The organism is Nostoc edaphicum CCNP1411 (genome assembly GCF_014023275.1).
In the GTDB taxonomy this organism is placed as follows: domain Bacteria; phylum Cyanobacteriota; class Cyanobacteriia; order Cyanobacteriales; family Nostocaceae; genus Nostoc; species Nostoc edaphicum_A.
In genome coordinates this window covers 2,549,568-2,573,612 of record NZ_CP054698.1, presented here as the reverse complement: position 1 = coordinate 2,573,612, position 24,045 = coordinate 2,549,568, and the positions used below count along the sequence as shown (strand labels likewise).

21 protein-coding genes are annotated in these 24,045 nt (G+C 42.7%); 12 read left to right on the top strand and 9 right to left on the bottom strand.

Going from position 1 to position 24,045, the window contains the following annotated elements; translation table 11 throughout:
• Positions 1-399: 399 nt before the first annotated feature.
• Both HUN01_RS13200 and HUN01_RS13195 read left to right on the top strand, forming a co-directional pair.
• On the top strand, positions 400-1,671 hold the full coding sequence (locus HUN01_RS13200; RefSeq protein WP_181931658.1) for a Pvc16 family protein: 1,272 nt from the start codon (positions 400-402) through the stop codon (positions 1,669-1,671).
• Positions 1,668-3,662 (top strand): ATP-binding protein, encoded by a 1,995-nt coding sequence (locus HUN01_RS13195; RefSeq protein WP_181931657.1) that lies wholly within the window; start codon positions 1,668-1,670, stop codon positions 3,660-3,662. The genes HUN01_RS13200 and HUN01_RS13195 overlap by 4 nt, the downstream gene beginning before the upstream one ends.
• 144 nt (positions 3,663-3,806) lie before the next feature.
• On the opposite strand, the gene HUN01_RS13190 is transcribed toward HUN01_RS13195, so the two are convergent.
• The gene (locus HUN01_RS13190; RefSeq protein ID WP_181931656.1) at positions 3,807-4,517 is read right to left on the bottom strand and encodes a Uma2 family endonuclease; all 711 of its coding nucleotides are present in this window, start codon (positions 4,515-4,517) and stop codon (positions 3,807-3,809) included.
• A 344-nt stretch (positions 4,518-4,861) separates the two neighbouring features.
• Between HUN01_RS13190 and HUN01_RS13185 the strand changes: the two genes are divergently transcribed.
• The 5 genes from HUN01_RS13185 to HUN01_RS13165 all read left to right on the top strand — a co-directional run bounded on the left by HUN01_RS13185 (position 4,862) and on the right by HUN01_RS13165 (position 12,859).
• A complete protein-coding gene (locus tag HUN01_RS13185; protein WP_181931655.1) occupies positions 4,862-6,022 on the top strand; it encodes a hypothetical protein in 1,161 nt (386 codons plus the stop codon).
• A 122-nt stretch (positions 6,023-6,144) separates the two neighbouring features.
• Positions 6,145-7,896 (top strand): eCIS core domain-containing protein, encoded by a 1,752-nt coding sequence (locus HUN01_RS13180; protein WP_181931654.1) that lies wholly within the window; start codon positions 6,145-6,147, stop codon positions 7,894-7,896.
• Between the two features lie 333 nt (positions 7,897-8,229).
• Positions 8,230-10,152, top strand: coding sequence for an eCIS core domain-containing protein (locus HUN01_RS13175; protein WP_181931653.1), 1,923 nt, complete (start codon positions 8,230-8,232; stop codon positions 10,150-10,152).
• Between the two features lie 62 nt (positions 10,153-10,214).
• On the top strand, positions 10,215-10,835 hold the full coding sequence (locus tag HUN01_RS13170; RefSeq protein WP_181931652.1) for a HEAT repeat domain-containing protein: 621 nt from the start codon (positions 10,215-10,217) through the stop codon (positions 10,833-10,835).
• A 668-nt stretch (positions 10,836-11,503) separates the two neighbouring features.
• The gene (locus HUN01_RS13165) at positions 11,504-12,859 is read left to right on the top strand and encodes an aromatic ring-hydroxylating dioxygenase subunit alpha (RefSeq protein WP_181931651.1); all 1,356 of its coding nucleotides are present in this window, start codon (positions 11,504-11,506) and stop codon (positions 12,857-12,859) included.
• A gap of 24 nt (positions 12,860-12,883) precedes the next feature.
• Here the strand turns inward: HUN01_RS13165 and HUN01_RS13160 are convergent, their stop codons facing one another.
• From HUN01_RS13160 to HUN01_RS13140, 5 genes are all read right to left on the bottom strand, one after another.
• On the bottom strand, positions 12,884-15,280 hold the full coding sequence (locus HUN01_RS13160; protein WP_181931650.1) for a helix-turn-helix domain-containing protein: 2,397 nt from the start codon (positions 15,278-15,280) through the stop codon (positions 12,884-12,886).
• A gap of 120 nt (positions 15,281-15,400) precedes the next feature.
• Positions 15,401-15,706: a PIN domain-containing protein gene (locus HUN01_RS13155; RefSeq protein WP_181932677.1), complete on the bottom strand. Its 306-nt coding sequence runs from the start codon at positions 15,704-15,706 to the stop codon at positions 15,401-15,403.
• Positions 15,707-16,472: 766 nt separating this feature from the next.
• Entirely contained in the window at positions 16,473-16,736 is a 264-nt protein-coding gene (locus tag HUN01_RS13150) for a hypothetical protein (protein WP_181931649.1), read from the bottom strand.
• Between the two features lie 86 nt (positions 16,737-16,822).
• Entirely contained in the window at positions 16,823-17,251 is a 429-nt protein-coding gene (locus HUN01_RS13145) for a hypothetical protein (protein ID WP_181931648.1), read from the bottom strand.
• A gap of 86 nt (positions 17,252-17,337) precedes the next feature.
• Complete coding sequence (locus tag HUN01_RS13140; RefSeq protein WP_181931647.1) at positions 17,338-17,736, bottom strand: hypothetical protein; 399 nt, start codon at positions 17,734-17,736, stop codon at positions 17,338-17,340.
• 239 nt (positions 17,737-17,975) lie between these two features.
• On the opposite strand from HUN01_RS13140, the gene HUN01_RS13135 reads away from it, so the two are divergent.
• Both HUN01_RS13135 and HUN01_RS36565 read left to right on the top strand, forming a co-directional pair.
• Positions 17,976-19,232, top strand: coding sequence for an alkaline phosphatase PhoX (locus tag HUN01_RS13135; RefSeq protein WP_181931646.1), 1,257 nt, complete (start codon positions 17,976-17,978; stop codon positions 19,230-19,232).
• Positions 19,233-19,329: 97 nt separating this feature from the next.
• The gene (locus HUN01_RS36565) at positions 19,330-19,407 is read left to right on the top strand and encodes a hypothetical protein (RefSeq protein WP_420832811.1); all 78 of its coding nucleotides are present in this window, start codon (positions 19,330-19,332) and stop codon (positions 19,405-19,407) included.
• A gap of 3 nt (positions 19,408-19,410) precedes the next feature.
• Here HUN01_RS36565 and HUN01_RS13125 read toward each other — a convergent pair whose 3' ends face one another.
• Both HUN01_RS13125 and HUN01_RS13120 read right to left on the bottom strand, forming a co-directional pair.
• A complete protein-coding gene (locus HUN01_RS13125) occupies positions 19,411-19,824 on the bottom strand; it encodes a putative toxin-antitoxin system toxin component, PIN family (RefSeq protein WP_181931645.1) in 414 nt (137 codons plus the stop codon).
• Positions 19,821-20,060, bottom strand: a complete 240-nt coding sequence (locus HUN01_RS13120) for a hypothetical protein (RefSeq protein ID WP_181931644.1) — start codon at positions 20,058-20,060, stop codon at positions 19,821-19,823. The genes HUN01_RS13125 and HUN01_RS13120 overlap by 4 nt, the downstream gene beginning before the upstream one ends.
• Positions 20,061-20,311: 251 nt before the next feature.
• On the opposite strand from HUN01_RS13120, the gene HUN01_RS13115 reads away from it, so the two are divergent.
• The 3 genes from HUN01_RS13115 (at position 20,312) to HUN01_RS13105 (ending at position 22,990) form a co-directional block, all read left to right on the top strand.
• On the top strand, positions 20,312-21,247 hold the full coding sequence (locus HUN01_RS13115; protein ID WP_181931643.1) for a ferritin-like domain-containing protein: 936 nt from the start codon (positions 20,312-20,314) through the stop codon (positions 21,245-21,247).
• Between the two features lie 23 nt (positions 21,248-21,270).
• Positions 21,271-22,029 (top strand): isoprenyl transferase, encoded by a 759-nt coding sequence (locus tag HUN01_RS13110; RefSeq protein WP_181931642.1) that lies wholly within the window; start codon positions 21,271-21,273, stop codon positions 22,027-22,029.
• A gap of 448 nt (positions 22,030-22,477) precedes the next feature.
• On the top strand, positions 22,478-22,990 hold the full coding sequence (locus HUN01_RS13105; protein WP_181931641.1) for a hypothetical protein: 513 nt from the start codon (positions 22,478-22,480) through the stop codon (positions 22,988-22,990).
• Positions 22,991-23,108: 118 nt separating this feature from the next.
• On the opposite strand, the gene HUN01_RS13100 is transcribed toward HUN01_RS13105, so the two are convergent.
• Positions 23,109-24,038: a GUN4 domain-containing protein gene (locus tag HUN01_RS13100; protein ID WP_181931640.1), complete on the bottom strand. Its 930-nt coding sequence runs from the start codon at positions 24,036-24,038 to the stop codon at positions 23,109-23,111.
• Positions 24,039-24,045 lie beyond the last annotated feature (7 nt).

Genomic DNA, 24,045 nt, shown 5'->3' with positions numbered 1-24,045 from the left:
CGCTTTGATTTCTGAACTGATTTGCGTGGTGCGCGTTCGCGGAGCGTGTCGCAGACAAGCGCAGCGCAAGCGCGATAGGCAGGCAATAGGCAATAGGCAATAGGCAATAGGAAAGAAGGCTTCTTAGTTGTACTGAGTTTTTTCAGAAATCAAATATGAGTCCTATAGACTGCATGAAGTTTAACGAAAAATTAAGCTAGGGGACTTTGCCCCTTGCCAAGCCTTCTTAATTGAGATGCTAAGTGCATTTATGCAGTGCTGTACTAATAGCTGCTAATATGCATTTCTATACCCTGCGGATAGTCTCTGCTACAGAATATTTAAAGTTTTGCAAAATATATTCTGTCAATGTGCTCTAGCGTACATGATTAATATGTGCTATTGCCATGAGGAATAAGGATGAGTAATGTGCTCTCTATAGCCGCAGTGACAGCAGTACTTAAAGTCTTGCTGGAAAATGGTTTAGTCAGCGATCCGATCGCTGCTAGTGTTGGTGATGTGATTGTAACTGCCCTACCGCCTGATCGAATTTCAGTTGAAGCTGACGAGCGTGCCCAAATTAACCTCTTTCTCTATCAAGTGACGCAGAATCGCAATGTTGATTGGGTATCTCAAGAATTTCGGAGTAGGCATTCGCGTATTAATGGAAACCCGCGCTCTCCAACTCCACCACTAGCTCTTGACCTCCATTATTTGCTAACAGCCTACGGAGCCAAAGACTTTCAGGCGGAGCTATTACTGGGATACGCAATGCAATTATTACATAAAACACCAGCTATCACTTCAGATATTATTGAGAATACTTTAATAAATGCATCTACAACCAATACCTCAAGTGCTTTTTCGCAAGCTGTAGCAACTGTGTCCGTATCCGATTTAGCTGAACAAATTGGGCAGATAAAATTGACTCCAGAGTTTTTTAATATGGAAGAAACTTCTAAGTTATGGTCTGTTTTACAAACGCACTATCGACCTTCAGCTACCTATCTGGCATCAATGGTATTGATTGAAAGTAGCAATGACAAGTCTGAAAGTTTCTCCATGATGCCTTTGTCTCAACCGAGTATAGAGCAAGTTATAGCTCCGGCAAAGACTGATCAAATGATTGTTGCAGGTACAACATTAGTCATTCGTGGTAAACGTTTACGTGGTGAAATCACACGAGTTCGTTTGGGTAATACGGAGACATTACTAGTACCTCAAGAAGTAAAAGAAACGCAAATCAGTTTGTTAGTCCCGCCAGATTTATACGCAAGCGTACAGGGTATCCAAGTTGTCCATCTGACAATGGGCAATGCAGGGCAAACAAATCATCTCGTTGAATCAAACGTTGCGGCTTTTGTTCTCCATCCAACAATTACAGCATTTGTCGCTCAAGTGGAAAATAGCGGCGACAATTTACGCACGGCAGAAATTACCGTTAAATTCCAACCTAAAGTAGGTAAGGCACAGCGGGTAGTTTTACTACTCAATGAGGTATCAGGTGATAGTCAGGTAGCTTACTCTTTTTTGGTTGCACCACGCACTGAAGATACTGATGTAGTTACGATTCCTGTAAAAAATGTGAAGCCAGGAACTTATATTGTCCGGGTGCACGTAGATGGAGCAGAAAGTCCACTGTTCAAGAATCAGTCTGGAGCTTATGATTCGCCACAGGTGGCTATTTTATGAATCCGACAACAATTAATCGCAATTGGGATGAAGCAAACTACTGCTACTTATCAGCAGCCCTAGCCGTGGTGCGTGGTATTTTAGAAAATCACACGGCAAAAGAGCAAAATCAACCAGAGGAGGAAAAGCAAGCTAATTTACAGCAAGCGTTACAGAAAGCTGCTGCTGCTATGCCTGCACCATCGACATTGGAGAGAATATGCAAAATGTTTAGCCTCTCATCCTTTGAACGTGATTTATTGCTGTTGTGTGCAGGTATGGAGTTGAATGGAGATTTTGCGAAATTGTGTGCTACAATGCACGGGGATTTGCAACGAGCTTACCCAACCTTGAGTTTAGGTTTGGCAGCTTTACCTAACGTCCACTGGGATGCGATCGCTCCAAATGCTCCCTTACGTCATTGGCGATTGATTCAGATTGGTGACGGTCATGCCCTGACCCTCAGTCCCCTAAGAATTGACGAGCGGATTTTACATTATCTCACGGGCATTCAATATCTTGATGAACGCTTGGCTGGCATCATTGAGCCATTACAAGAGATTAGTGATTTAGTACCCTCTCACCAAGATTTAGCAGAGCGAGTAGCGGCAGTTTGGTCACAAGCTTACAAGGTTAAAAGCTTGCCAGTTGTTCAGTTATGTAGTAAGGAAACTACTAGCAAACGCGCCATCGCTGCTAAAATTTGTCAACTCCAAGGTTTAAACCTGTGGGTAATGCCTGCACAAGTCATTCCATTAGTACCTAGCGAGTTGGATAATCTCATCCGCCTGTGGACTCGCGAGACGATTTTAAGTAAGTCTGCTTTACTTATAGACTGCAACGAACTGGATACCAATGATACAGCACGGCTAAATGCGATCGCTCGTTTTATCGAACGTACAAAGGGCTTTTTAATAGTTACTAGTCGGGAACGCATCGGCTTATCACAACGCCTAGTAGTTAATTTTGACGTATATCAACCAACTAGCAAAGAACAAAGTGCCGTTTGGCAAGATGCACTAAGTACCATCGCACCGCAAATGAACGGGCAAGTTAAAACCCTAGTGGATCAGTTTAACCTAAGTGCCCCAACTATCCGCGCTGCTTGTGCAGAAGCCGCAGGACAGTTAGCACAAACACCAGACAACGATAATATCAGCGATATTTTATGGGATGCTTGCCGTGTACAAGCACGTCCGCGCTTGGATGAACTCGCCCAACGGATTGAGCCATCGGGTGATTGGGAGGACTTGGTATTACCAGAGGCACAGAAACAAATTCTTCGGGAAATTGCGGCTCATGTCCGCCAACGTAGTACTGTATATAATAATTGGGGTTTTGGTGCCAAGAGTGCGCGGGGATTGGGAATCAGCGCTCTATTTGCAGGTGCTAGCGGCACTGGTAAAACATTGGGAGCAGAAGTACTGGCCCATAAATTGCGCCTCGACCTCTATCGCATTGACCTATCATCGGTAGTCAGCAAATATATTGGCGAGACAGAGAAGAATCTGCGCCGGGTATTTGATGCAGCAGAACAAGGCGGCGTGATTTTGTTATTTGATGAAGCTGATGCTTTATTTGGTAAACGGAGTGAAGTTAAAGATGCCCGCGATCGCTATGCCAATATTGAAGTTAGCTACCTATTGCAACGCATGGAAAGCTACCCAGGTTTAGCAGTCCTAACTACCAACCTGAAGAGTTCAATTGATACAGCCTTTCTGCGGCGGATTCGCTTTGTGGTGCAGTTTCCCTTCCCGGATACAACGCAACGAGCGGAAATTTGGCGACGCGTCTTTCCAGCCGAAACCCCAACCGCAGATTTAGATGCTCTCCAACTTGCACGGCTAAATGTCGCTGGGGGTAATATTCGTAACATAGCCTTAAATGCAGCTTTCCTCGCTGCCGATGCTGGGGAAGCAGTGCAAATGAAACACGTATTGCGGGCGGCTCAAACAGAATATAGTAAGTTGGAGAAACCCTTGACTGATGCAGAAGTTGGAGGATGGATGTGATTTTACAAGAATCCCCGTCGATTTATCGCGGGGAGTGTCAAGAACACTCTCTTCGATCCCACAAATCCATTAGAACTCTTGCAAAAGTTTTTGTGATATGTCTAGGACAGACTGTACCTACGCAAACTACCATAGTAAGCAAAATTACTCTGGTAATTCACCAAATCTTTCCCGATAGCGAGCAAGCATGGACTCCACTTGGGCAAGTTGCTGTTCGGCTTGTTGGCGCTGTTGCTGTTCTTGGTGTGCTACTTCTTCTGGCGTGGGCGTCAGTTGTCCATCGGGAGTGAAAAAGCGCAACTTCGATTCATAAATTCCCAAATATAACTGCAATTGCTGACTCCATAACCAACCTGCTTCATTTGTTTGCAGTTCTTGATAACGACCATCTAATAAATGAAATCCTTTAAATTCTAAACTTACCGGGTCAAACCAAAAATAATCAGGAGTCCGCCAAATATCTTGATAGATTTCCTTTTTCAACCCTCTATCAGTAGCAGCTGTTTTGTCAGAAAGAATCTCTACAATCACATTTGGGTATTTGCCATCTTCTTCCCAAACTACCCAGCTTTTGCGTATTTTGCGTTGGGTATTTAAAACTACAAAGAAGTCGGGGCCTCTAAATTGCTCAGACTTGCGTTGACGCGGACTGTAATAAATCGTCATGTTACCGCAAGCGTAAAAATCTTGACGCTCCTGCCACAACCATTCCAAACACTGAATCAACAGCAGTATTTGCCGCAAGTGAAGTTCTGTTTCCAAAGGTGGTTCATCACTGTATAAATCACCAGGAGGAAATATAACATCTTCTGGTGTGTCTTCTAAAATTATTCCTAAATCTTGAGCAGAAGACATAATAATTTCTATTTTGACAAGATAAATCTAACTTATAGCGGTTATCGACAAGCGTAAAGTACAATTTTGACCTCTCTCCAAACCTCTCTCCTTTTAGGAGAGAGGCTTTGAATTGTTCCCCCTTCCCGAAGCGGGCAGGGGGTTAGGGGGTTAGGTCTATTTGCATATTTGTACCTCAACGGATTGAAAATGGCTATAACCCAATTCATTCACCGCTTTCTATGATTATAAGTCTTGCTCGCACAGAGCCACTGCTGGCATAGAATAATTTCTACTTAAGTAGATAGCGATCGCAACTCAACAAACTGTATAATTTAATCCAAAAATGTGCTTGAGGATGTGAGATGAGCGATGTCTACGACGGGCTACGCCTACTTGGGCCCAAGAAAGCAGGTACATCCACTTTTTCAAATCCATCGCTTCTCTCACCAACATCTCCAACGCTGGCAAATCCAACACGCGGTTTTGGCATCACAAACAATTTCCCAATCCAAACTGCAACTGAGGTATCAAAGGACTTTCATGAAGTGCAGTCTGCTGGTGAGCAATCATTGGAACCAGAAGCTATTTCAGAAAAGCCCCTTAGTCATGACATTAGTCGAATATCGCTGTTTCATCCACAGGCAAAACGTCAACTAGGAAATACTTATCAGCCGGAAACGAATTGGGTAGCTAGTCGGGGAGGAGAAATTATCCCAGAAATTTTGCAGCGTCAAAGTCTTGCTTGTGAGGATGGAGATACTTCGGTAATCCAACGAGACGAAACTAGTAGTTTACCACCGGTTCCCAACTACCAACTTACTCCCCCTTCATTACTGCAACCTCCCGATCCTACCTCACGTTATAAACTGGGTATGGATATGCATTTGCAACTCGATCCCCAGTTTCAAGCAATGATCATGCAGCATGTTCAACAGCAGTTGAATCCGGCAACGATTCGACCTTTCCTAAATCAGATAAATTTAGGAGTCTTACCTACTCCGGGGGCTGGTAGTCCTAGCACACCCAACCCATTTGCCGCCCCAACAGTACCTGCGGCTTCTCCAACCGTACCTGCGGGTGCGGGGCCAGACACTTCCCGAACTGCAACCACAGGGGATTTGGTACAAGCGATTATGGCTGTTCCTGCGATCGATGGTGCTTTGACTTCGTTGCAAACACAAGCAAGCGATCGCATCCAACAAGATTGGCGACGCTTAAGCACAGGAGGGCAGATTGGTGTTGTTAGCACTACAGCCCTAATTGGAGTTGGAGCGCTAGCAGGCGTTCTTTCCGATCCAACCGCTCGACGGTTTGCACTCGATCAACTCAATGGACGGACGTTACCCGTACCTGGATTGAACTGGTTGCGCTTGGAAATTAATACAGGTGGCGACAACCTGATGTTAGGAATGCATATAGATGTCGGACGATTGTTACCTCCCAGCTTAGGTTTTGGTGCGTCTTCTCCCACTGCGATCGGTGGCCCACCTCAACCAGAACCTGGTGTTCCTGGTCAGCGTTGAACCAAGGATTTTTGAGAAGTTAAATTCAGGTGTGGAATAGGATAATTTATACTAAAGTCCATAAGGATTTGATGCAGACAAATTGTATCCTATGTCTTAGCGGTATATGGAGGAAAGTTGAGATGAGCAATGTCCAAAGACAAGCCGCTTTGCATCCAGGTAACCTTGGGCGTGAAAAAGCAAATACATCCACTTTTCTGAATCCATCCCTTGCCTCACCAAGTATTCCGACACTGGCGAACCCGATACGCGGCTTTGGTCTACAAAGAGTAATAGAGGCATCACCAGACCTTCAAGAGGCGCATTCTGTTGATGGGCAACTAGTAGAACCAGAAGCTATCAAACAATCGCCCCTGAGTCATGACATTAGTCGCATGTCATTGCGTCCACAAAAAGCTTTGAACAAAGGCGTAGTGAATAGATCCGAAAATTCAGTCATCCAGGGAAGCGGTATAAAAAATGCCTCTTATGGAGTCGATGTTGTGTCTCCTAGTGGTGGACAAAATCTTCCAGAGCCTGTCCTGGCAAAGATGCAAACGGCATTCAGTACAGATTTATCGGATGTAAAAGTTCATACAGACGGTCAAGCCGAAAAGTTAGGATCTCAAGCTTTCGCATCTGGTAATAATTTACATTTTGCTCAGGGTAAATACGACCCGCAAAGCCAGTCTGGTCAAGCCTTAATTGGACATGAATTAACCCATGTAGTGCAACAGCGACAAGGGCGGGTCAATATACCACAACTAGCTGGAGAAGGGAATTCCATAGTTGTGCAAGACCAGGCTTTGGAGGCAGAAGCTGATATGCTAGGTAATCAGGCGGCAGCTAGCTCTGAGGTGGACAGCAAGCAGTCTATTCAAGCTAAGAAAATAGATGGAACTGTAAGCAACGCAGTCCAGCAAAAGCCAATTGTGCAAAATGCTCTACCAGTGATTGGTGCAATAACTGCTTGGGGTGGTACTCTTGCAACTGAATCAGCAGCAGCAGCAGCAACAGTAACAGCAGCAACAATTCAAGGTCTTCAAGCCGCAGCCCAAGTAGGAGGTGCACTTGCTCCTGGACAAAGCGGTGTCCAAAGCGTTCAACTAGATAATGGATATATGTCACCTGTAGACAAACAAAAGCTACAGTTGATTACTCAGTATCGTCTGATTAATGCCTACGTGAGTCACTGGAAACGACAGCATCCTGATGTACCCTTAGCTCCACCGGCTCAGGGAACTGCCCCAACGCCAGCCCCAACTCCAGCAACTCCAACACCAACCCCAGCAACTCCAGCCCCAACCCCAACAACTCCAGCACCAGCTGCTCCCGATTCACCTAATCAATCTGGTGGCACTTTGGATTTAGCCATTTTAGAAGCTGTGAAGGCAGAAGTTCAGTTGCAGGTTGAAACACTACTCAATACAAACCAAAAAACATTAAACAGCATAGAGTATATCTGGTCAGACAGTGGAGATCACACCGCAGATTCAATCGGTACTGTTGGAGCGGTTGAGTTTAGTAATCTTAGAGGAACTTTTATTAAGGAAACTCTGCAATTAAGTAGTGATGCGGCTCAAATCCCGAACTTAGATCCGCCGAGCCGGGGACAAGAAATGGATGTGAGACAATTCCGAGGTGGAAGTATGCGCCGGGGTTCTTCAATGTCAATTGGCTATGGTGATTCACTATCCATCAATTTGACAGGTAGCGGCCCGACAATTGACCATGCAGGCAACTATGGACATGGAGAACACACTTACTCTACTGACTGGAATTGGGATGGCAATACGACACAAGGAGATTTTCCTCTGTATATTCAACCCGATGGAAAACCTACATTTGCTAGTACAAGATGGAGAGGCGAACCAGATGATAATTCCTACTTTTAGCGATCGCAGATAAATTTTCTGGAACTTGATCGCAATCTACACTCCAGGGATAGGTGTGATCCTTTACACTTATCCCTCTTCTGTCACTCTCCGAAAACATTTGCCTTTTCTAAAATCTAGAGCTTTTGTATAACAAGCGATTGCGCGATTATTTTCTAATAACAAATACAAGTCCTATTTTTTTCTAATAGTATAGCTTGTATTGATTGCCTCATGAGGCTTCTAGCGATCACTTTCCCGGAAAGTGACAGAAGAGGGATAAGTCGATAGCGATTGCAACTAGACAAATTATATAATGTCTGTTACTAAGAATATTGATGGAGGGAAGGTGATATGAGCGATGTCGGACGACAAGCCACTGGGAGTCTACACACGCTTGGGCGCCAAAAATTAGCCACATCAACTTTTACAAATCCCGCCCTTGCCTCCTCAACTATTCCTACACTAGCTTCTCCAACACGTGGCTTTGGTTTACAAACAAATAATCCTTCAATCCAAAGACTAACTGAAGCATCAATTGACCTTCAAGAGGCGCAGTCTGTTGATGAGCAATTATTGGAACCACAAGCCATCAAACAACAGCCCCTTAATCACGACATTAGTCGCATATCCTTGCATCGTCCCCAGGCAAAACTTACAGTTGGTGCGCCAGACGACTATTATGAGCAGGAAGCCGATAAAGTCGCCGATCAAATCATGCGAATGGCTAAACCTCAGCCCATAGATTTGCCGGATACACAGACTCAAGAGGAAGTACAAACCAAGCCTTTAGCAGCTGCCATAACTCCCCTAGTGCAAAGGGAAGCAAGGCCAGAAGAGGAAGAAGAATTGCAAACAAAGCGATCGCTACAACTCGCTACAAATGGTAGCTTCCAGACTGGAGACAATTTTGAAACTCGGCTAAACAGCAGTGAAAGTGGAGGAAGTCCGCTACCACATACAGTACGTTCCTTTATGGAACCCCGCTTTGGCACTGATTTTAGTCAAGTGCGGGTACATACAGGCAATGAAGCAGTGCAAATGAATCGGGATTTGAATGCCCAGGCGTTTACGCACAAGCAAAACATTTTTTTTGGTGCAGGCAAGTCACCAGGGAATGATGCATTAACCGCCCATGAACTGACTCATGTAGTGCAGCAGACAGGTGCAGCCCAGAGAAAATTAATTCAACGGGCAATTAACCCTACATACGACCTGACTCACGGTACTTTTGAAGTAAATGCCACACCAAATGGCGCAAGTCTACCTATTACTATTCGTTTCAAACCCAAAACCACTGCTCCCTACTCTAACCAGATTGGACTGATTCAGATTGTGCGTTTGACAAATGCTACCGGCACAAATGTCGAACCTCAATCTTTACCTGCGGCTCGTGGTGCTAGTCTACGCACCACCGCTGATGCCACCACAGGAGTTGAGGGCGGATATTTCACTGATGTACTGCACAATGATGCACCTGCCCACGGTGGTACAGGAACCAATGCCCCAGCCGGAAGTGCTTTACCTGCTCAGTATCCCTTTGGTAACGATCCAGCCCAACCCAATCCTGCAACCCCTGGACTTTCGCGGCCTTCATCCAGTGGTGCAAGCGGAGCTACTATCGGTTACAAACGCTCGGATGATCCCAGCGATATCAAAGCAGCAGAGCTAACCGACGCCCCTGGAGGGGCTGGTGAGTTCAACTTCGACTTTCAGACGGTGGCTAAGGGAGAAGACACCATGACAACTTACGGTGCGCTTCATTGGGGCTTCCAGATTCGTGCCGGTAAAGTTGAGAATGATCAAGCGTCAGCACAGGAAGGGCAATCTGCAACTTTTGATGTGGCTCTGGAGAAGCATCGGGATTTCTACGTGCATGAACCAGTAATTTTTTACTTTGATTTCGACAGCGACCAACTCAGTTCCACCGAAACAGGCAAAATCGATACATTCTTGGATTACCTGCGGCGCTTCCCTGATGTAAATGTTACTCCTGAAGGTTTCGCCGACAGGCGCGGTGGTGCGTCGCAGCACAACCTGGATCTGTCTTTACGCAGAGCCGAAGCAGTCGGGGCAGCCCTGCGTGCTAAGGGTGTAGCTGAAGCTCAGATTAGTGCTGTAACTATCGGCTCTGGAGCAACCGAAGACTTTACCCCTGATGCCACTACTAACCAAGATACAGAAGCGAATCGTCGGGGTAATCGCCGGGTCGTTTTGAACTTTAGGCATGTGCCAGCAGCAGCACCAGCACCAGCAGGAGGAGGAGCGACACCGTGATTTGGAGAACGGCAGGAATATTCATAACAGTTTTGATACTGTTAGTTGGAGGAAATTTGTATATGAATAATCAAGACGCTACCGCGACGCCTATGGAGCAGATCAAAGCACGGCTCTACTCCACAGATCAAGACACTAGCGGTTTAGCTCTGGGTGAATTGATCCGTTTAGGCAAACAAGCTACCCCTGTTTTGTTGGAAGCCTTGACTAATTCCAACCCCCGTACCCGTCGGCTTGCCGCTGAAGGACTGAGCGAAATTGCCGACCCCGCCAGTGCCGATGCTTTGTTCCAAGCCACCCATGACACTAATGGAGAAGTGCGTGCCCGTGCTGCCACTGCCCTACACCAATTAGGGGATAAACGTTCATTGGCCGCTTTGGTTGCCACCCTTGACGATTACCCTGACATCCTGCACAATCCCTACACAGCTTCGATGTATCCTTTAATGCGGGGTGGGAAAGAAGTTTTGCCTTTGGTTGTTCCTTTGCTAAAAGCACCTAATGATTTGACTCGTGAACGAGCTTTTTTGATTGTTAAAGCTGTGGTGAGTAAACTACCCCAAGGGCAAGACTGGAATCAGTTATGGCAGAGTTTAGGAAGTTATGATCCCATAGGGCCACAGGCAGAACGCGACAAAGCTGCTCAACAATGGGAGGAATGGTTGAGCAAAGAATTACTATAGCTGTAGCCAATCATATTAAGACATAGACTGTGACACTAAGATAAGCCCAAAGTTTTGTCCTGTCTGCTTCCCAGCCTGTAGGCTGGGAAGCAGACAGGACAAGGGCTGTGTCTTAACTTAACGTGAGTTCGATGAACCTCTCCCTCCCAGCCTGCCTCTGGGAAACGGAAAGGGAGGAGCAACGAAAAATTCAGCTTTTTGCTCCCCTCTCCGTGTCTGAGAGGTGGGGGGAGAGGTCAAATAAGACTTGTCGAACTCACCTTATTTAATTTTTTGTAAGCAAATTCACCTTTCTTGACGCCGAAGGTAGGTTGTAAATATTCCTAAAAAATTGAATGTAGAAGAAGTATTTGAGATACTCTTCAGTAAGTTACAGCAGTTTTCAAGTAAATCAAGTACAAAAGACAGGACTCAAAATAAGACACAAAGAGTTTTTGCTTCCTGCCTCAAAACTCATAACTTTGTACTTCATGTAAAAGAAAACTGCTGTAATTGCAGAAAGTTAAGTATAAACACCTCACTACTAAATATAGTGATGGTTAATTTGTACTTTTAATCTTAGAAAAGTTTAGTAGAGAAAACTTAGATTACTAACAAATGAAGCCACCGCTACAAAATTGGGATAATTATTTCTGAGGACATATACTAATAGAACTCTGGAGAAAACTATGACATTAGAAACAAAACAAATACAGGTAACACCAATAAATTCTGCTTTTGAGACTCTTGAATCTCAGTCAGAATTTAATTGGAGAAAATGTTGGTATCCTGTATGTTTTCTGCAAGACTTGCCTATAAATCGCCCTTATAGCTTTTCACTATATGATGAGCCTTTTGTTTTATTTAAAAATACAGATGGAGAGATTACTTGTTTAACCGATTGTTGTCCACACCGTGCAGCTAGACTATCTGATGGACAAATTATTGACGGTAGAATAGAGTGCTTATATCATGGTTGGCAATTTGGCCAAGATGGTCAATGTTTGCATATTCCCCAGTTAGCAACAGAGGCGAAGATTCCTGTTAGTGCTTGTGTCTCATCCTTTAAAGTTATAGAACGTCAAGGAATGATTTGGATTTGGGCTGGAGAAGTTGAAACAGCTGTTGATGAGTTAATACCAACTGTACCAGATTTGGATAAACCGGGATGTTTTAACTTAGATTACATGCGAGACTTACCTTATGACCAAAGCTATTTTATTGAAAACGTTATTGACCCAGCGCATATTCCTATTAGTCATGAGGGCATATTTAGCGATCGCACTGAAGCTCAACCACTAGAGATGGAAGTCCTTGAGAGTTCCCATCAAGGAATTCGTGGAAGGTATCGAAAGACAAAAAAACCCAATCAGCCTTGGCATTTATTAGATTTTGTTGCTCCCAGTTTAGTTCTTTACAGAATTGGGAATGGACATGAAAGCAAGTTTTGGGGATCTGCTTTATATTCAATTCCCCTCAGTAAAAATAGATGTCGGGTTCTCGTCAGAAATTATAGTAACTTTTTTGATTTTAAGACGAAGTTAATGCCTCCTTGGGTAGATCATATAATGATCCGCAACAAAGTATTGGAAGGTGATATGCCAATAGTTGTTGAACAAAAGGGACAAATTGAGCGGTTAGGAAAAAATTTACAAGAACTGTATTTACCGCTCAAAACATCAGACGTATTAGTAGTTGCATATCGCAAATGGTTAGATAAATACGGCTCGTCTTTGCCTTTTTATCAAGGTTATTCTACTGCAAAAAATATTGATAGTAGCGAAGATAGTCAACATTTAAAACCCTTAGACCGATTTTCCCAACACACACTTATCTGTAATTCCTGTAGCCAAGCTTATAAGCTAACCAAACGATTACAACAAAGCTGCGTGGGAGTTGCGATCGCTTTCGCGGCTATAGCAATACTTACAGATGCTTCTGGAATAAAAATAGCAGCAGTGTCTGCTGCTGTAGCATTAATTATTTTGGCAGTTATGGCTCAGAGACTCAAAACCCAATTTGAGGATTCCTACAGTCGCCATTAATAAATTGGTATTGCACTACGTCACTCAATTACTGTGACACAAATTTGAGCACCGCAAGTTGAAAATTTTTTCAACTTGTTTCGGTGCTTTGATTTCTGTAAATAGCTGAATTGCTCTATTAAAATTTATTTGACTTTCATCAGACTTGGCCATCTTTTGATTAGTTAAACCCAATTGAAAATAAGCTTCTGCTAGATCACATTTTGCTCCTATTTTATCCAAAAGTTCGATTGCTTCTGTATGATTAGCAAGAGCTAATGCAAAATCTGTTTGTTGCCGATGGATTTCTGCTAAACCATTGAGTGTTTTGGCTTTTACCTGCATATAGTGACTTTCTTCAGCAAAGGTCAAGGCTTGGTGGAATATTTGATTAGCCTGGGAAAAGTCTCCTAAATTGACGTAGGTTTGACCCAAAATTTGCATGAAATAGACAAATCTTCCAGTCTGTTCCACCAATCTTTCATTCGTAATATTTTGATAAGCTACATCTGCTAATTGATATGAGGCATCACGCAAACCTAAATAAGAATACACCAAAGCTAAACAGACTGAAGCTTTCTCTGCCCAGCGATGATGTTCGGTATTTTGAGCAAGGTAAATTACTTGTTGAAATAACTTTGCGGCTGCCTCTAGTTCCCACAAATCTATTTTGTAAAGACCAATACTTAATAAAGAATCTACTTCTAGCATTCTCAAATAGTAAACTTTATGTTTATTTTCTGGCTGAGGTACAAGTGATTTGAGTGCTTGGTTTGCCAGAGTAATAGTCTTTTCTTGACAAGCGATCGCTTGAATAATCTTACCATTTATCCAATATAAATCACCCAATATATTATAAAGTTCGCTAAGATTATGGTCATCTTCGAGATTTTTAACAACTTGACTAATTGCCACAAGTATCGGTTGAATTAAACCCATCCGATACAACGTACTGCCAAGAGGCAAAAACTGTTGCCATTGATTATTTCGGCTTTTTAAAATGACCTTTCCCGCCAACTCAAATTCGTTAATTTCGATGTAGTGATAATATGCTTCTAAAGCTTGCAAAGCATCTTTAAAGGTTTCAATTTGCTTAATACTAACTGTCCAAAATTCTGCGGCTTTGTGGTTGGCAATTTCCCATTCATCGCTGGGACGTAAACGTGCGATCGCTTCTTTCCGAATCACCGGATGCAGCCAGTATTCACCTTTATCACACTCCACCAAAGACCGATTTCTCAAGGAGGCGATGATTTGGCGATGTTGGTCAGATGGGACATCCCACAGTAAACAAAACAACCCTTGTGATGGGATGGTCGGTATATCTTGGTAACGATAACATCCCAAACGGCAAAGCAAGCGATAGGCTTGGGGATCAAGGGCTTGCAGACGATTGATTTGACTTACCGCTAAATTTTTTAAGTCGGTTGCTGCTAAAGGATCGGCATGATTTTCTTGCCAATAAAGAACCATGTCACCGTCGAAATCCTCCTGAATTGAACCGCAGAGAATTCCCATTGCTTTCGCATTACCGCCGTATGTGCGATGCATGATTTGCAAAGTTTGCGAGTTGATAGTTAACCCACGGTTGCTAAAAAACTGTTGCCATGCACTTTGATCCAAGCCAGGAAGCCGATAGTGATTCACATTTAGCCCAGGTTCACAAAGGCGATCGCGGCTAGTAATTAGAGTAACAGATTGCACTCTAGCGTCAGCCAACACCCGCAATAGTTCTACATAGTTGCGGTGGGAAGCAATTAACCCACCTTGTTGATCCAATGCAGGTTCGAGATTGTCGATTAATACCCCAATTCGCCGATTGTGGAGTTGGCGCTTGAGTCGTCCCAATGTCACCCCAAATTCTACCCCAGGTTCTTGATCAAAATCTTGTTTGAGCCATTCCTCTACTACTCGTTCGGCGGGGGTGATATTCTGCGTTTCCTTCGCCATCAGCAGTTCTAAAACCAAGTCAAACCCCTGAGTTTGCAGATATTGCTGCGCTAGAGTGGTTTTGCCTAAACCGCCTTCACCTTGGATGACAATGACTTTCGATCCTTGATTTACCAAAGTATTTAAGTGAGCGATCGCTGCTGTTCGTCCAATAAAATTGGTATCCTCTAATTTTGGGGTGGGATGTGGCGATCGCGAGTAATCAATCAGACTGGATGATATCGCAGTTGTTTTTCTCAGAACCCGTTCTAAAGTAGCGCGACAATTACTCTTGGTAATTTTTTCTCGCAAGACTTTAGAAAGCAGCTTCCATAACTGAGAACCAGCATCCTTGGCGTGTCCTTCCGTACAACCGTAAGAATGAGCGATATCTAAGTATTTTCTACCCAACCAAACTTGCACAAGAATCACTTTTTGCAAATCGCTCAACCGTTCCCCAGTCTGAGGGGGAATTGTAGCGTCTAACCATGCTAATGCTGCTTCAGCGTCCATTGCGTAACGACAAGGGGAGTTCAGATTTTAGGGACAACTATAAATCACTTTACAGTTATACTGCTGGAGTTTTCGGATAAGATTCTGTGAATCCGACTTTTTTCCCGACTTTTGCAAACCTTATTCAAAATTCAGCAGCAAGTTATTGAAAGGATTGCTGTTATTCCAACGATAGGTATTAAAGTCTCGTTTATCAAGCGTCAAAATCCGTCCATGTCCCAGATGTTCTGCTAAAACAACCAGAGAAGCATCTGCCATATCCATTGGCAAATCTGCATATTTTTCCATAACTTCAACCATACGTGTAATATGGTGACTTCGTAAGTCGAACACCTCAAATGCTTCCTGTGCAACCTCTCTCAAAAAACTACATTGAGCATTGTTACGACCTCCTCTGGCAAGAAGAAGGTAACAAGTTTCGGTAATAACAGGGTAAGTAGTATCCCTCTTCTGTCACTCTCCGGGAGAGCGATCGCTAGAAGCCTCATGAGGCAATCAATACAAGCTATACTATTAAGAAAAAATAGGTCTTGTATTTGTTATTAGAAAAGAATCGCGCGATCGCTTGCTATACAAAAGCTCTAGAATTCAGAAATGGCAAAAGTTTTCGGAGAGTGACAGAAGAGGGGTATCCCTCTTCTGTCACTTTCCGGGAAAGTGATCGCTAGAAGCCTCATGAGGCAATCAATACAAGCTATACTATTAGAAAAAAATAGGACTTGTATTTGTTATTAGAAAATAATCGCGCAATCGCTTGTTATACAAAAGCTCTAGATTTTAGAAAAGGCAAATGTTTTCGGAGAGTGACAGAAGAGGGGTATCCCTCTTCTGTCACTTTCCGGGAAAGTGATCGCTAGAAGCCTCATGAGGCAATCAATACAAGCTATACTATTAGAAAAAAATAGGACTTGTATTTGTTATTAGAAAATAATCGCGCAATCGCTTGTTATACAAAAGCTCTAGATTTTAGAAAAGGCAAATGTTTTCGGAGAGTGACAGAAGAGGGGTATAGCGGTTCCCGATCTAGTGAGGTACGTTTTTAAAGCTATTAACCTTGGTGAGCAAGATTTGGGTGTACCTCATTTGCCTGGGAAACGCTATAACTAGTGGTTCACTGAGAGTATTTAAAACTTGTAGTGCTAATTGATGGTATTGATCGTTTTGGTTCCCAAGTGCCACGAAAAAGCCAGTATCAGCGATGATCATACTTTTCTTGCATTAGCGATCGCACAATGGTTTCCGAATTAGCAGCTAAGTCAGTTTCTCCTTTGAAACAGCCGATAAATTTACTTTGCTTGAGTTTAGCTAACGGATCTGTTTTTTGTTGCTGAAGTTGTTGATAGCGCAGTTCAATCGAAGATTTAATTGCCTCTACTGTATCTTGGTCAGCCTCCTGTTGAATATATGCAAGCTTTTGAGCATATTCTTCATCTAGCTGAATCTCAAAATTCTTCATCGCCACTAACTTAGAACGTTTACCTAAAGTATATCGTCCGCGTCGAATCGTCTAGAATAAAACTCATTAGGTAACATCAGCACCATCTACCCCTCATTGTCATTACCGTTATATTTAATAAACCAATTTGTAGTACTAACAATTCCTGCTGTTAGACACTGGGTTTTGATCCTTTGTAGTTTCTCGTTTACTCTAGCTTGAAGAGAGTCTAAAATTCGTTCAGCCTTTTCTGTCATTGCAGCTACATATTGCCTCGTTTTTGAAGTATCCTCTGTATTCGCCCAAAAATCTTTTTGCTCCTCAAACCATATTTCTGCTCTACTGACTTCATCAAATGTATAACCTAGTTCTCGCATGGCTTCGTCATTAAGTTGATCAGCTATACATACACGCATACGCCATAAACAATCTTCTAAGGTGCCATAGTAGCAATCTTGCTTTTCACCGTCAGGTGCGTTATTATCCTGTCTTACGAACATCCACTTACTCTCATCTGGATATTTGCTATTAACCATAAGCCTTTTCGTTATGGAATGGGTTATTTACGGGCTGATTACCGAGATTTTGCCACACAACGAATCGCACCTAAATTCTTCTTCAATTAGCTCAATCTTGTAATAGTCAAAATTAAAGTTCCACGATTGTTAAAATACATTATTGGAACATCATTGGCATAACAAAAAAACTCCCCACTTGAAGAAGCTTTATATCTCTCCAATTTCTTTCCAATTAAGAACTCTTGTTCACCAGATTGACCAATATTCCCAATTAGGGAAAACCAGTTTTCGTTTGGTTTTCTTCGGAACATCTCAGCCCAACTTAGCCACGGTTTTGTATACCCATCTGCATCACTTCTAATCTTGGCATCATACCAAAACTGTTCTCCTTGTACTTCAAACTTATAAGTTGCTCCTATTTCTAGAAAAATACCAGTGGCGTTCCAGTATTTGTGAGCGTCTATTATTGTTTCTGATGGAGAGCCAATTTGTAGCTTTGTCATTTTTGTATTAATTTTACATAATTGTAACGATAGAATAGGAACTTCACTTATTAAATACGAATAATAATTTGCTGAAGAAAAAACATTAAAGAGATAAGTTTATAAATTTGTATTACTTCAATGCATTGAATAATCTTTTTTTAACCTCTTATTAATTTGAAAAACTTACTCTTCCTAGATAATTGAGGCTAGCTATTTGCAACAACTTAAGCCTCATCCAGAACATCAGGGAGTAGACATTGAATTTATCGAGACGTCAGTTTTTTACCCTGGCAGGGGCATCTGCTACAGGTGCTGTCCTTCTATCTCCTTTGCAAGCATTTTATGCTAAACCTGCGATCGCTGCTGGCCCCTACGGCAATTTAGTGACTGACCCCAACGGAGTATTAGATTTGCCAGCTGGATTCACTTACCGCAGACTGTCCGAAACAGGCCAAACAATGAATGATGGTTACTTAGTGCCGGGTGGTCACGATGGGATGGGTGCTTTTGCCGGGTCTAATGGCAATACGATTCTAATTCGCAATCATGAACTCGGTACTTCTGGCAACGGTGTGGGCGCTCCCAGTGGCAGCAAGTACAACACAAATGCAAGGGGCGGTTGTACTAAATTGGTTGTTAATTCTTCCCGTAACTTGGTAGAACATCGGGGTGTCCTAGCGGGAACTATTCGCAACTGTGCCGGTGGCCCTACGCCTTCAGGGTCATGGTTAACCTGCGAGGAAACTTTTGAAACCAATAACGGCAAGAAGCATGGTTATGTGTTTGAAGTTCCCAGTAGTGCAAATACTTTTGTCACCCCCGTCCCACTAACCGCTATGGGGCGTTTTAATCACGAGGCTGCTGCTGTAGACCCCAACACAGGGTATATCTACATGACAGAAGACCGGAGTAATGGGCTTTTCTACCGCTTCATTCCCAACCAAACCAACAACCTGAGTGCTGGCGGCACGCTATACGCTTTAAGGATTATAGGGTCGTCTGGAATCAACACAGCTACGGGTTTCCCAAAAAATACGCCTAGGGCGGTGAACTGGGTACAGATTAGCAATCCTGATCCCACATCTGATACTGTCAGAACAGCAGGGTATAACAGCGGTGCCGCTAGGTTTTCAGGTGGGGAAGGCATCTTTTATGGCGGTGGTTATGTCTACTTCACTTGCAAGAGTGGTAGTAGTTCTGGAAATGGGCAGATTTGGCGTTATTCGCCCGCTAATAATACCGTTGAACTCTATATTGAACCCAACAATTCTAGTGTGCTAGACAATCCAGACAATCTTGTGGTTTTCCCCAACCGGGATATTTTCCTCTGTGAAGATGGGGATGGAACGGATTACATTCTGGGCATTACTCCCAGTGGCAGTCTTTATAAGTTTGCGAAGAATGCCCTCAACACATCAGAGTTCGCCGGTGTCTGCTTCTCCCCCGATGGTCAGACGATGTTTGTCAACACCCAGAGTCCAGGAATAACCTTTGCTATTTGGGGTCCCTGGTAACGCTACATCCTATTTCAGCCTAGTCAGGGTGGGAGCGATCGCCCTGGCTAGGCTCTTATCGTGACTTCAAATCGGGAAAAAGAGTTTATCGAGTGATTTGGGATCAGAACGCCTTATCAGTGCCGAGAAGGGATTTCAAAAAATTGTTGTTGCAGTGAAAAGCTTTGTCGATTGAAGCTTATTGCCTCACATCACAAACTAACCTTTTAAATAAAGACAGAGAAATAATAGTCGTGTTTAACAAAGTTTGCGCTTCATTAAAATCAGCATCACCCGTAATAAAAAAATCTGCTCCTGCGGCAATAGCGCAAGCTAAAAACTTTGCATCTTTCCTATCTCTGGGGAAATCAACCTCCACATCCACATTAATTAGTGTTGTCACTGAATCAATTAAATAAACCCATCTTTCGTATTGTGCCTCAGTTAATTTTAAGCGAGGACGCTTTAAAACTTCTTTATACTCTGCGATAATCTCTGCCGATACAACCCACTCAAAAGCAGAATTAGCAATCACAAATAAAATCACTGCCTCTGGATTTTTATCAGCTATAGCAGCAGAGATTACGATATTAGTATCAATAATAACTTTCATTCTCCCCGTCTATAAGCTTCAATTTCTGCTGCTATCTCTTCATCAGTTAAAGGATTATCTGCGTGTATTGCTTGTATTTCTTTGAATAACTTTTTTAATTCTTCTGCTAAAGTAATCTTTTGATTATCGTCTGTTAAAATAATCACCTCAACTCTCTGTCCTGCTTTAAATGGTAAATCAGATAATACTAACTGCTTTGGATCTGCAATGGTGATATATGTTTTATAAGCGTTCATGATTTATCCTGTTACTCAACTTTTATCTACCCTTGTTCTAACAATTTCGCCACATTCTCTGCAATTCTCTCTTCTAACTTTGTAAAGTCGTCTTAGAAGTGCAAGGTTTGAAACCCAAATTTTCTATAACCAACTTTTTCCCCGACTTTTGCAACCCTATCACATAAAACTGCCGACTTCAGCCGACTGACAAAACAAAGTGCGATCGCTTAGGCTATTGGGCATAGAGATAAAAATTTAAGTATAAAAATATGCTTAATACCCTCAGCCCAATCACAGAAGACTTAGCAGGTCAAAGCTATCCCAGCCCTTATTACTTGCAAACACAGCGCCGCATTCGCTCACTCATAGACAAATATATTGCAGTCGAAAAACTACATGATCGTCTGCAAGATTTACCGATACAGTTTGCTAATCCCCAACCGCGTCCCTGGAAACCCATTGATTGGCAAACGATTAACCGCAATCAAATTATCGGCTTAGACGCAGAGGTATTTTTATCTATATTGATAGGTGCAATGGACACAGAAGCTCCTATTCGTGGCTATACCCAAACCAGTCGGCAGTATTTGGAAAAATTGCATCCTCAAATGGCTCGGTTTGTGGGTGGAACTGTCGGTGAAGATGGTGAACTGCTAGAACTTGGTTTGTGGGAAAAGGAAGAACGCCAGCACACACCTGCATTAATCAAAGTCTACACCCAATTAACAGGCGAGAAAATTACCCCAAAACTTCGGACTGTTAGAAGCTATCTTCCTACAGATGACGCTCACGAAGACTTATATCGCCACGGCTTACACCGCATTGCTACAGAATACGGTGCCACCTGTCTTTATATTTGGTTGATGGCTCACACCACTGGCGCACTCCAGGATGTTTTAGAAGAACTAGCACAGGATGAAATCAACCACATGACCAAATTCTGGGGGTTTGGAGTCTGGACTTTCCCTGATACTGGGTTGATGCGAATTGGACGCACGCTGATCAAAACGCGATCGCAAAACTATCAACGTAACAACCTCACTCGTACTCTCCGCCGCATGATGGCTACCCTCAACTGGAATGCTTGGTCATTAACCAACAAAACAACTCTCCTCTTCACCTTCACCTACACAATGCATCGCTTGTGGAGTTGGAACAATACCCTCACACCAGAGTATTTACAAGATTTATTTGAAACTAATTAGTCAAAACAAAGGACAAATGACAAATGACAAGTGACAAATCAAAATTACCCACAGATTTAAACCCCCAAAAAATACCCCAACATATCGCCGTGATCATGGATGGTAACGGACGATGGGCAACCAGTCGAGGATTACCGCGCATCGCTGGACATCGCCAAGGAGCAAAAACACTCAAAGAACTATTGCGTTGTTGCAAGGATTGGGGAATTAAAGCGTTGACAGCTTATGCTTTTTCAACAGAAAATTGGCAGCGTCCTGTTGAAGAAGTGAATTTTCTGATGCATTTGTTTGAGCGATTACTACGCCGCGAGTTGGCTCAGATGCATCGGGAGGGAGTGCGAATTTCATTTATTGGAGATTTATCAGCTTTACCCAAGTCTCTACAGATAGAAATGGAACGTTCAATGGCAGAGACGTTGAACAATCAAGCAATCCACTTTACTGTTGCAGTCAACTACGGAAGCCGCAACGAAATTACCAGAGTTTGTCGTCAAGTAGCTCAACTCGTGGAACAGGGCGAACTCAGTGCCCAAGAAGTGAATGAAAGTCTTGTAGAACAACACCTCTACACCGCAGACACTCCAGAACCCGATTTGCTGATTCGTACCAGTGGTGAGATGCGATTGAGTAATTTTCTCTTATGGCAAATGGCGTATACAGAGATGTATTTCACCGATATCTTTTGGCCAGATTTTAATAGAGAAGCATTTTATCAGGCTTTGTTGAGCTATCAAAGTCGCGATCGCCGTTTTGGTCAAGTTAAAGCTTCACTGTCAGCTTAGTGTAGCAACCACCAGACATCCCCTCAAAACTAACCCAGACAGTTTTTGCCATGAGCGATAAAACAGGAGTCAGAATTCAGAATGGGCTACGCCCTGCTACGCTAACAGAATTCAGAATACTCTACCCATAAAGGGATGAGTTTTAAGGCGAGAATATTTTAATTTTTTTCGCGTCACTTGCAGCCAAGGTTTTAAACCAATATTCATTACCCAGTCCTACAGAATTAAATTCTGAGTTCTGACTCCTGACTCCTGAATTCTTCTCATAAAGTAAAAGCACCCACATTACCACGATTGGTATATGAGCGCTAACAAATAAAAACATTATCGAGGATAATCTATCTGCTATGACAGACCGAAGTAACTATAAGAATAGCAGGGACTGGGTAAATAAACTGCAAGGGTAGTTACAAATGTTTTGTTAAAAATATTACTTACCGTAAATGTGATGCTTGATTTAGGCAAAATCCAATCGATTGCGACATCTTATTCTCCTCAAGAACTCTTTGCTGCCTTGGTTTGGCAGCGTCGGTTCAATGAGTTTGATGGCGAAGAAGTGATTACCGACCTTTCCAACCACAGAAATTTATGGGCAAGCTTTCTGTTTACAAAACCAATTTTTGCACCAGATGAAAACGGTTTAAGCTTTGGTGGTATGGTCGATACCCTGCTTGCGATGGCAAACTATCGTCCCATGCCTGAAACCAGCATTATCCATTTCATTGCCTATCCTGCCGATACGCTATACATTCTGACAGAGAACCAAGATACAAAAGTGTCTGAGCTTTTAGATTTGGGCAAAAAGTGGCGAGCTGACTCTGTAGAGGTAAGTGATGGCACGAATGAAGACTACGGTTTGCGGCTTCAGCGCCGACTGAGAACTCGATTGGAAGGAGCGCTATTGGGTGAGGATGTTCACCAGGATTGTGATGCGGTTGTTGTTTGCTATTGGTGGGATTGAATTCTTGAAATATCTCAATCAGAATAATTGTGGACTAAAATCTGCTGTGCAAAAGTGGTGCGATGCCACGGCGGTCTATGCGAAACCTGACACTTGGGCTATCTTCAGTGATCAAGTACTAGTATCGTGACAGAAAAATATTAAGTCGGCGCTGAAGTGCACTAATATTTCTAGAATCTAAACCCACTAACCGAGATACAGATGGAAAGTGTCCTTTAGGAGCATCTAAGGTGAAAGTATATTCTTCATATTTAACCCATTCACTATTGGCAAGACTTGCTAGCCATCCAACTTTATAAGCAAAGCGCTTACAATCTTTCTTGGCTTGCCAAATACCATGTTGGACGCTAAAACCAAATCTGCCTTCACTATATTGAACCCAGAGCTTATTAATAATATAAAGGTCATGACGAGGAAATTTTTGGATTTCTCCACTATCTAAAAAACCTTCTCCTTCACGATCACATATTTTGAGCATAGTAGAATAGGTTTCTTTATCAGCTTCCTGCCATTTTTGTTCTGCTAATAGCTCCTGCAATTTTCTATAATCAATACCAGAAGTATGAGATACAAGAGTTAATTCTGCTGCCAATTGAGATAGATGTAACTGCACATCTGATAAAGATTTAAGAATTGACGTTTGCGAATCTGTCTCCAAAACGTGAGATGGCAATTGAGATATTTGTTCTTTTATTTGACGTAATTCTTCAAAAATTATATAATTTGATTTTTGTTCATCAGTCATAATTTCTTTCAAAGCTTGTAGTTCAGTTTGAGCAGCTAGTGAGGCTTTTTGAGTCTCAGCTAAAGCCATCTGAGCTTCTATTGCCGTTTCTTCATTATTGGCCAATCTCTCCTGCATAGTCTGAATCTCAGATTTTGATCCCTTTATTTCCGTTTGAAAGCTTGCAAGATTTAATTCAATATTATACAAATTAGTATTTGCTTTCATATCCTGCAACTCTTCACGGCTACGCCTGAGCTCTTCGATTGCTTTTTCGTAATATCCTAATGGTGTTTTCCAGTTATCATTACCTGCTTTGAACATAAAATAA

What these genes read in the sequence shown, in the direction of transcription:
- HUN01_RS13180 (WP_181931654.1), top strand. Translation starts at nt 6,145, where the DNA reads ATGAGCAATGTCCAAAGACAAGCCGCTTTGCATCCAGGTAACCTTGGG.
- HUN01_RS13105 (WP_181931641.1), top strand. Translation starts at nt 22,478, where the DNA reads ATGCTTGATTTAGGCAAAATCCAATCGATTGCGACATCTTATTCTCCT.
- HUN01_RS13120 (WP_181931644.1), bottom strand. Translation starts at nt 20,060, where the DNA reads ATGAACGCTTATAAAACATATATCACCATTGCAGATCCAAAGCAGTTA.
- HUN01_RS13115 (WP_181931643.1), top strand. Translation starts at nt 20,312, where the DNA reads ATGCTTAATACCCTCAGCCCAATCACAGAAGACTTAGCAGGTCAAAGC.
- HUN01_RS13165 (WP_181931651.1), top strand. Translation starts at nt 11,504, where the DNA reads ATGACATTAGAAACAAAACAAATACAGGTAACACCAATAAATTCTGCT.
- HUN01_RS13170 (WP_181931652.1), top strand. Translation starts at nt 10,215, where the DNA reads ATGAATAATCAAGACGCTACCGCGACGCCTATGGAGCAGATCAAAGCA.
- HUN01_RS13195 (WP_181931657.1), top strand. Translation starts at nt 1,668, where the DNA reads ATGAATCCGACAACAATTAATCGCAATTGGGATGAAGCAAACTACTGC.
- HUN01_RS13190 (WP_181931656.1), bottom strand. Translation starts at nt 4,517, where the DNA reads ATGTCTTCTGCTCAAGATTTAGGAATAATTTTAGAAGACACACCAGAA.
- HUN01_RS13175 (WP_181931653.1), top strand. Translation starts at nt 8,230, where the DNA reads ATGAGCGATGTCGGACGACAAGCCACTGGGAGTCTACACACGCTTGGG.
- HUN01_RS13200 (WP_181931658.1), top strand. Translation starts at nt 400, where the DNA reads ATGAGTAATGTGCTCTCTATAGCCGCAGTGACAGCAGTACTTAAAGTC.
- HUN01_RS13125 (WP_181931645.1), bottom strand. Translation starts at nt 19,824, where the DNA reads ATGAAAGTTATTATTGATACTAATATCGTAATCTCTGCTGCTATAGCT.
- HUN01_RS13110 (WP_181931642.1), top strand. Translation starts at nt 21,271, where the DNA reads ATGACAAGTGACAAATCAAAATTACCCACAGATTTAAACCCCCAAAAA.
- HUN01_RS13140 (WP_181931647.1), bottom strand. Translation starts at nt 17,736, where the DNA reads ATGACAAAGCTACAAATTGGCTCTCCATCAGAAACAATAATAGACGCT.
- HUN01_RS13150 (WP_181931649.1), bottom strand. Translation starts at nt 16,736, where the DNA reads ATGAAGAATTTTGAGATTCAGCTAGATGAAGAATATGCTCAAAAGCTT.
- HUN01_RS13100 (WP_181931640.1), bottom strand. Translation starts at nt 24,038, where the DNA reads ATGTTCAAAGCAGGTAATGATAACTGGAAAACACCATTAGGATATTAC.
- HUN01_RS13145 (WP_181931648.1), bottom strand. Translation starts at nt 17,251, where the DNA reads ATGGTTAATAGCAAATATCCAGATGAGAGTAAGTGGATGTTCGTAAGA.
- HUN01_RS13160 (WP_181931650.1), bottom strand. Translation starts at nt 15,280, where the DNA reads ATGGACGCTGAAGCAGCATTAGCATGGTTAGACGCTACAATTCCCCCT.
- HUN01_RS13185 (WP_181931655.1), top strand. Translation starts at nt 4,862, where the DNA reads ATGAGCGATGTCTACGACGGGCTACGCCTACTTGGGCCCAAGAAAGCA.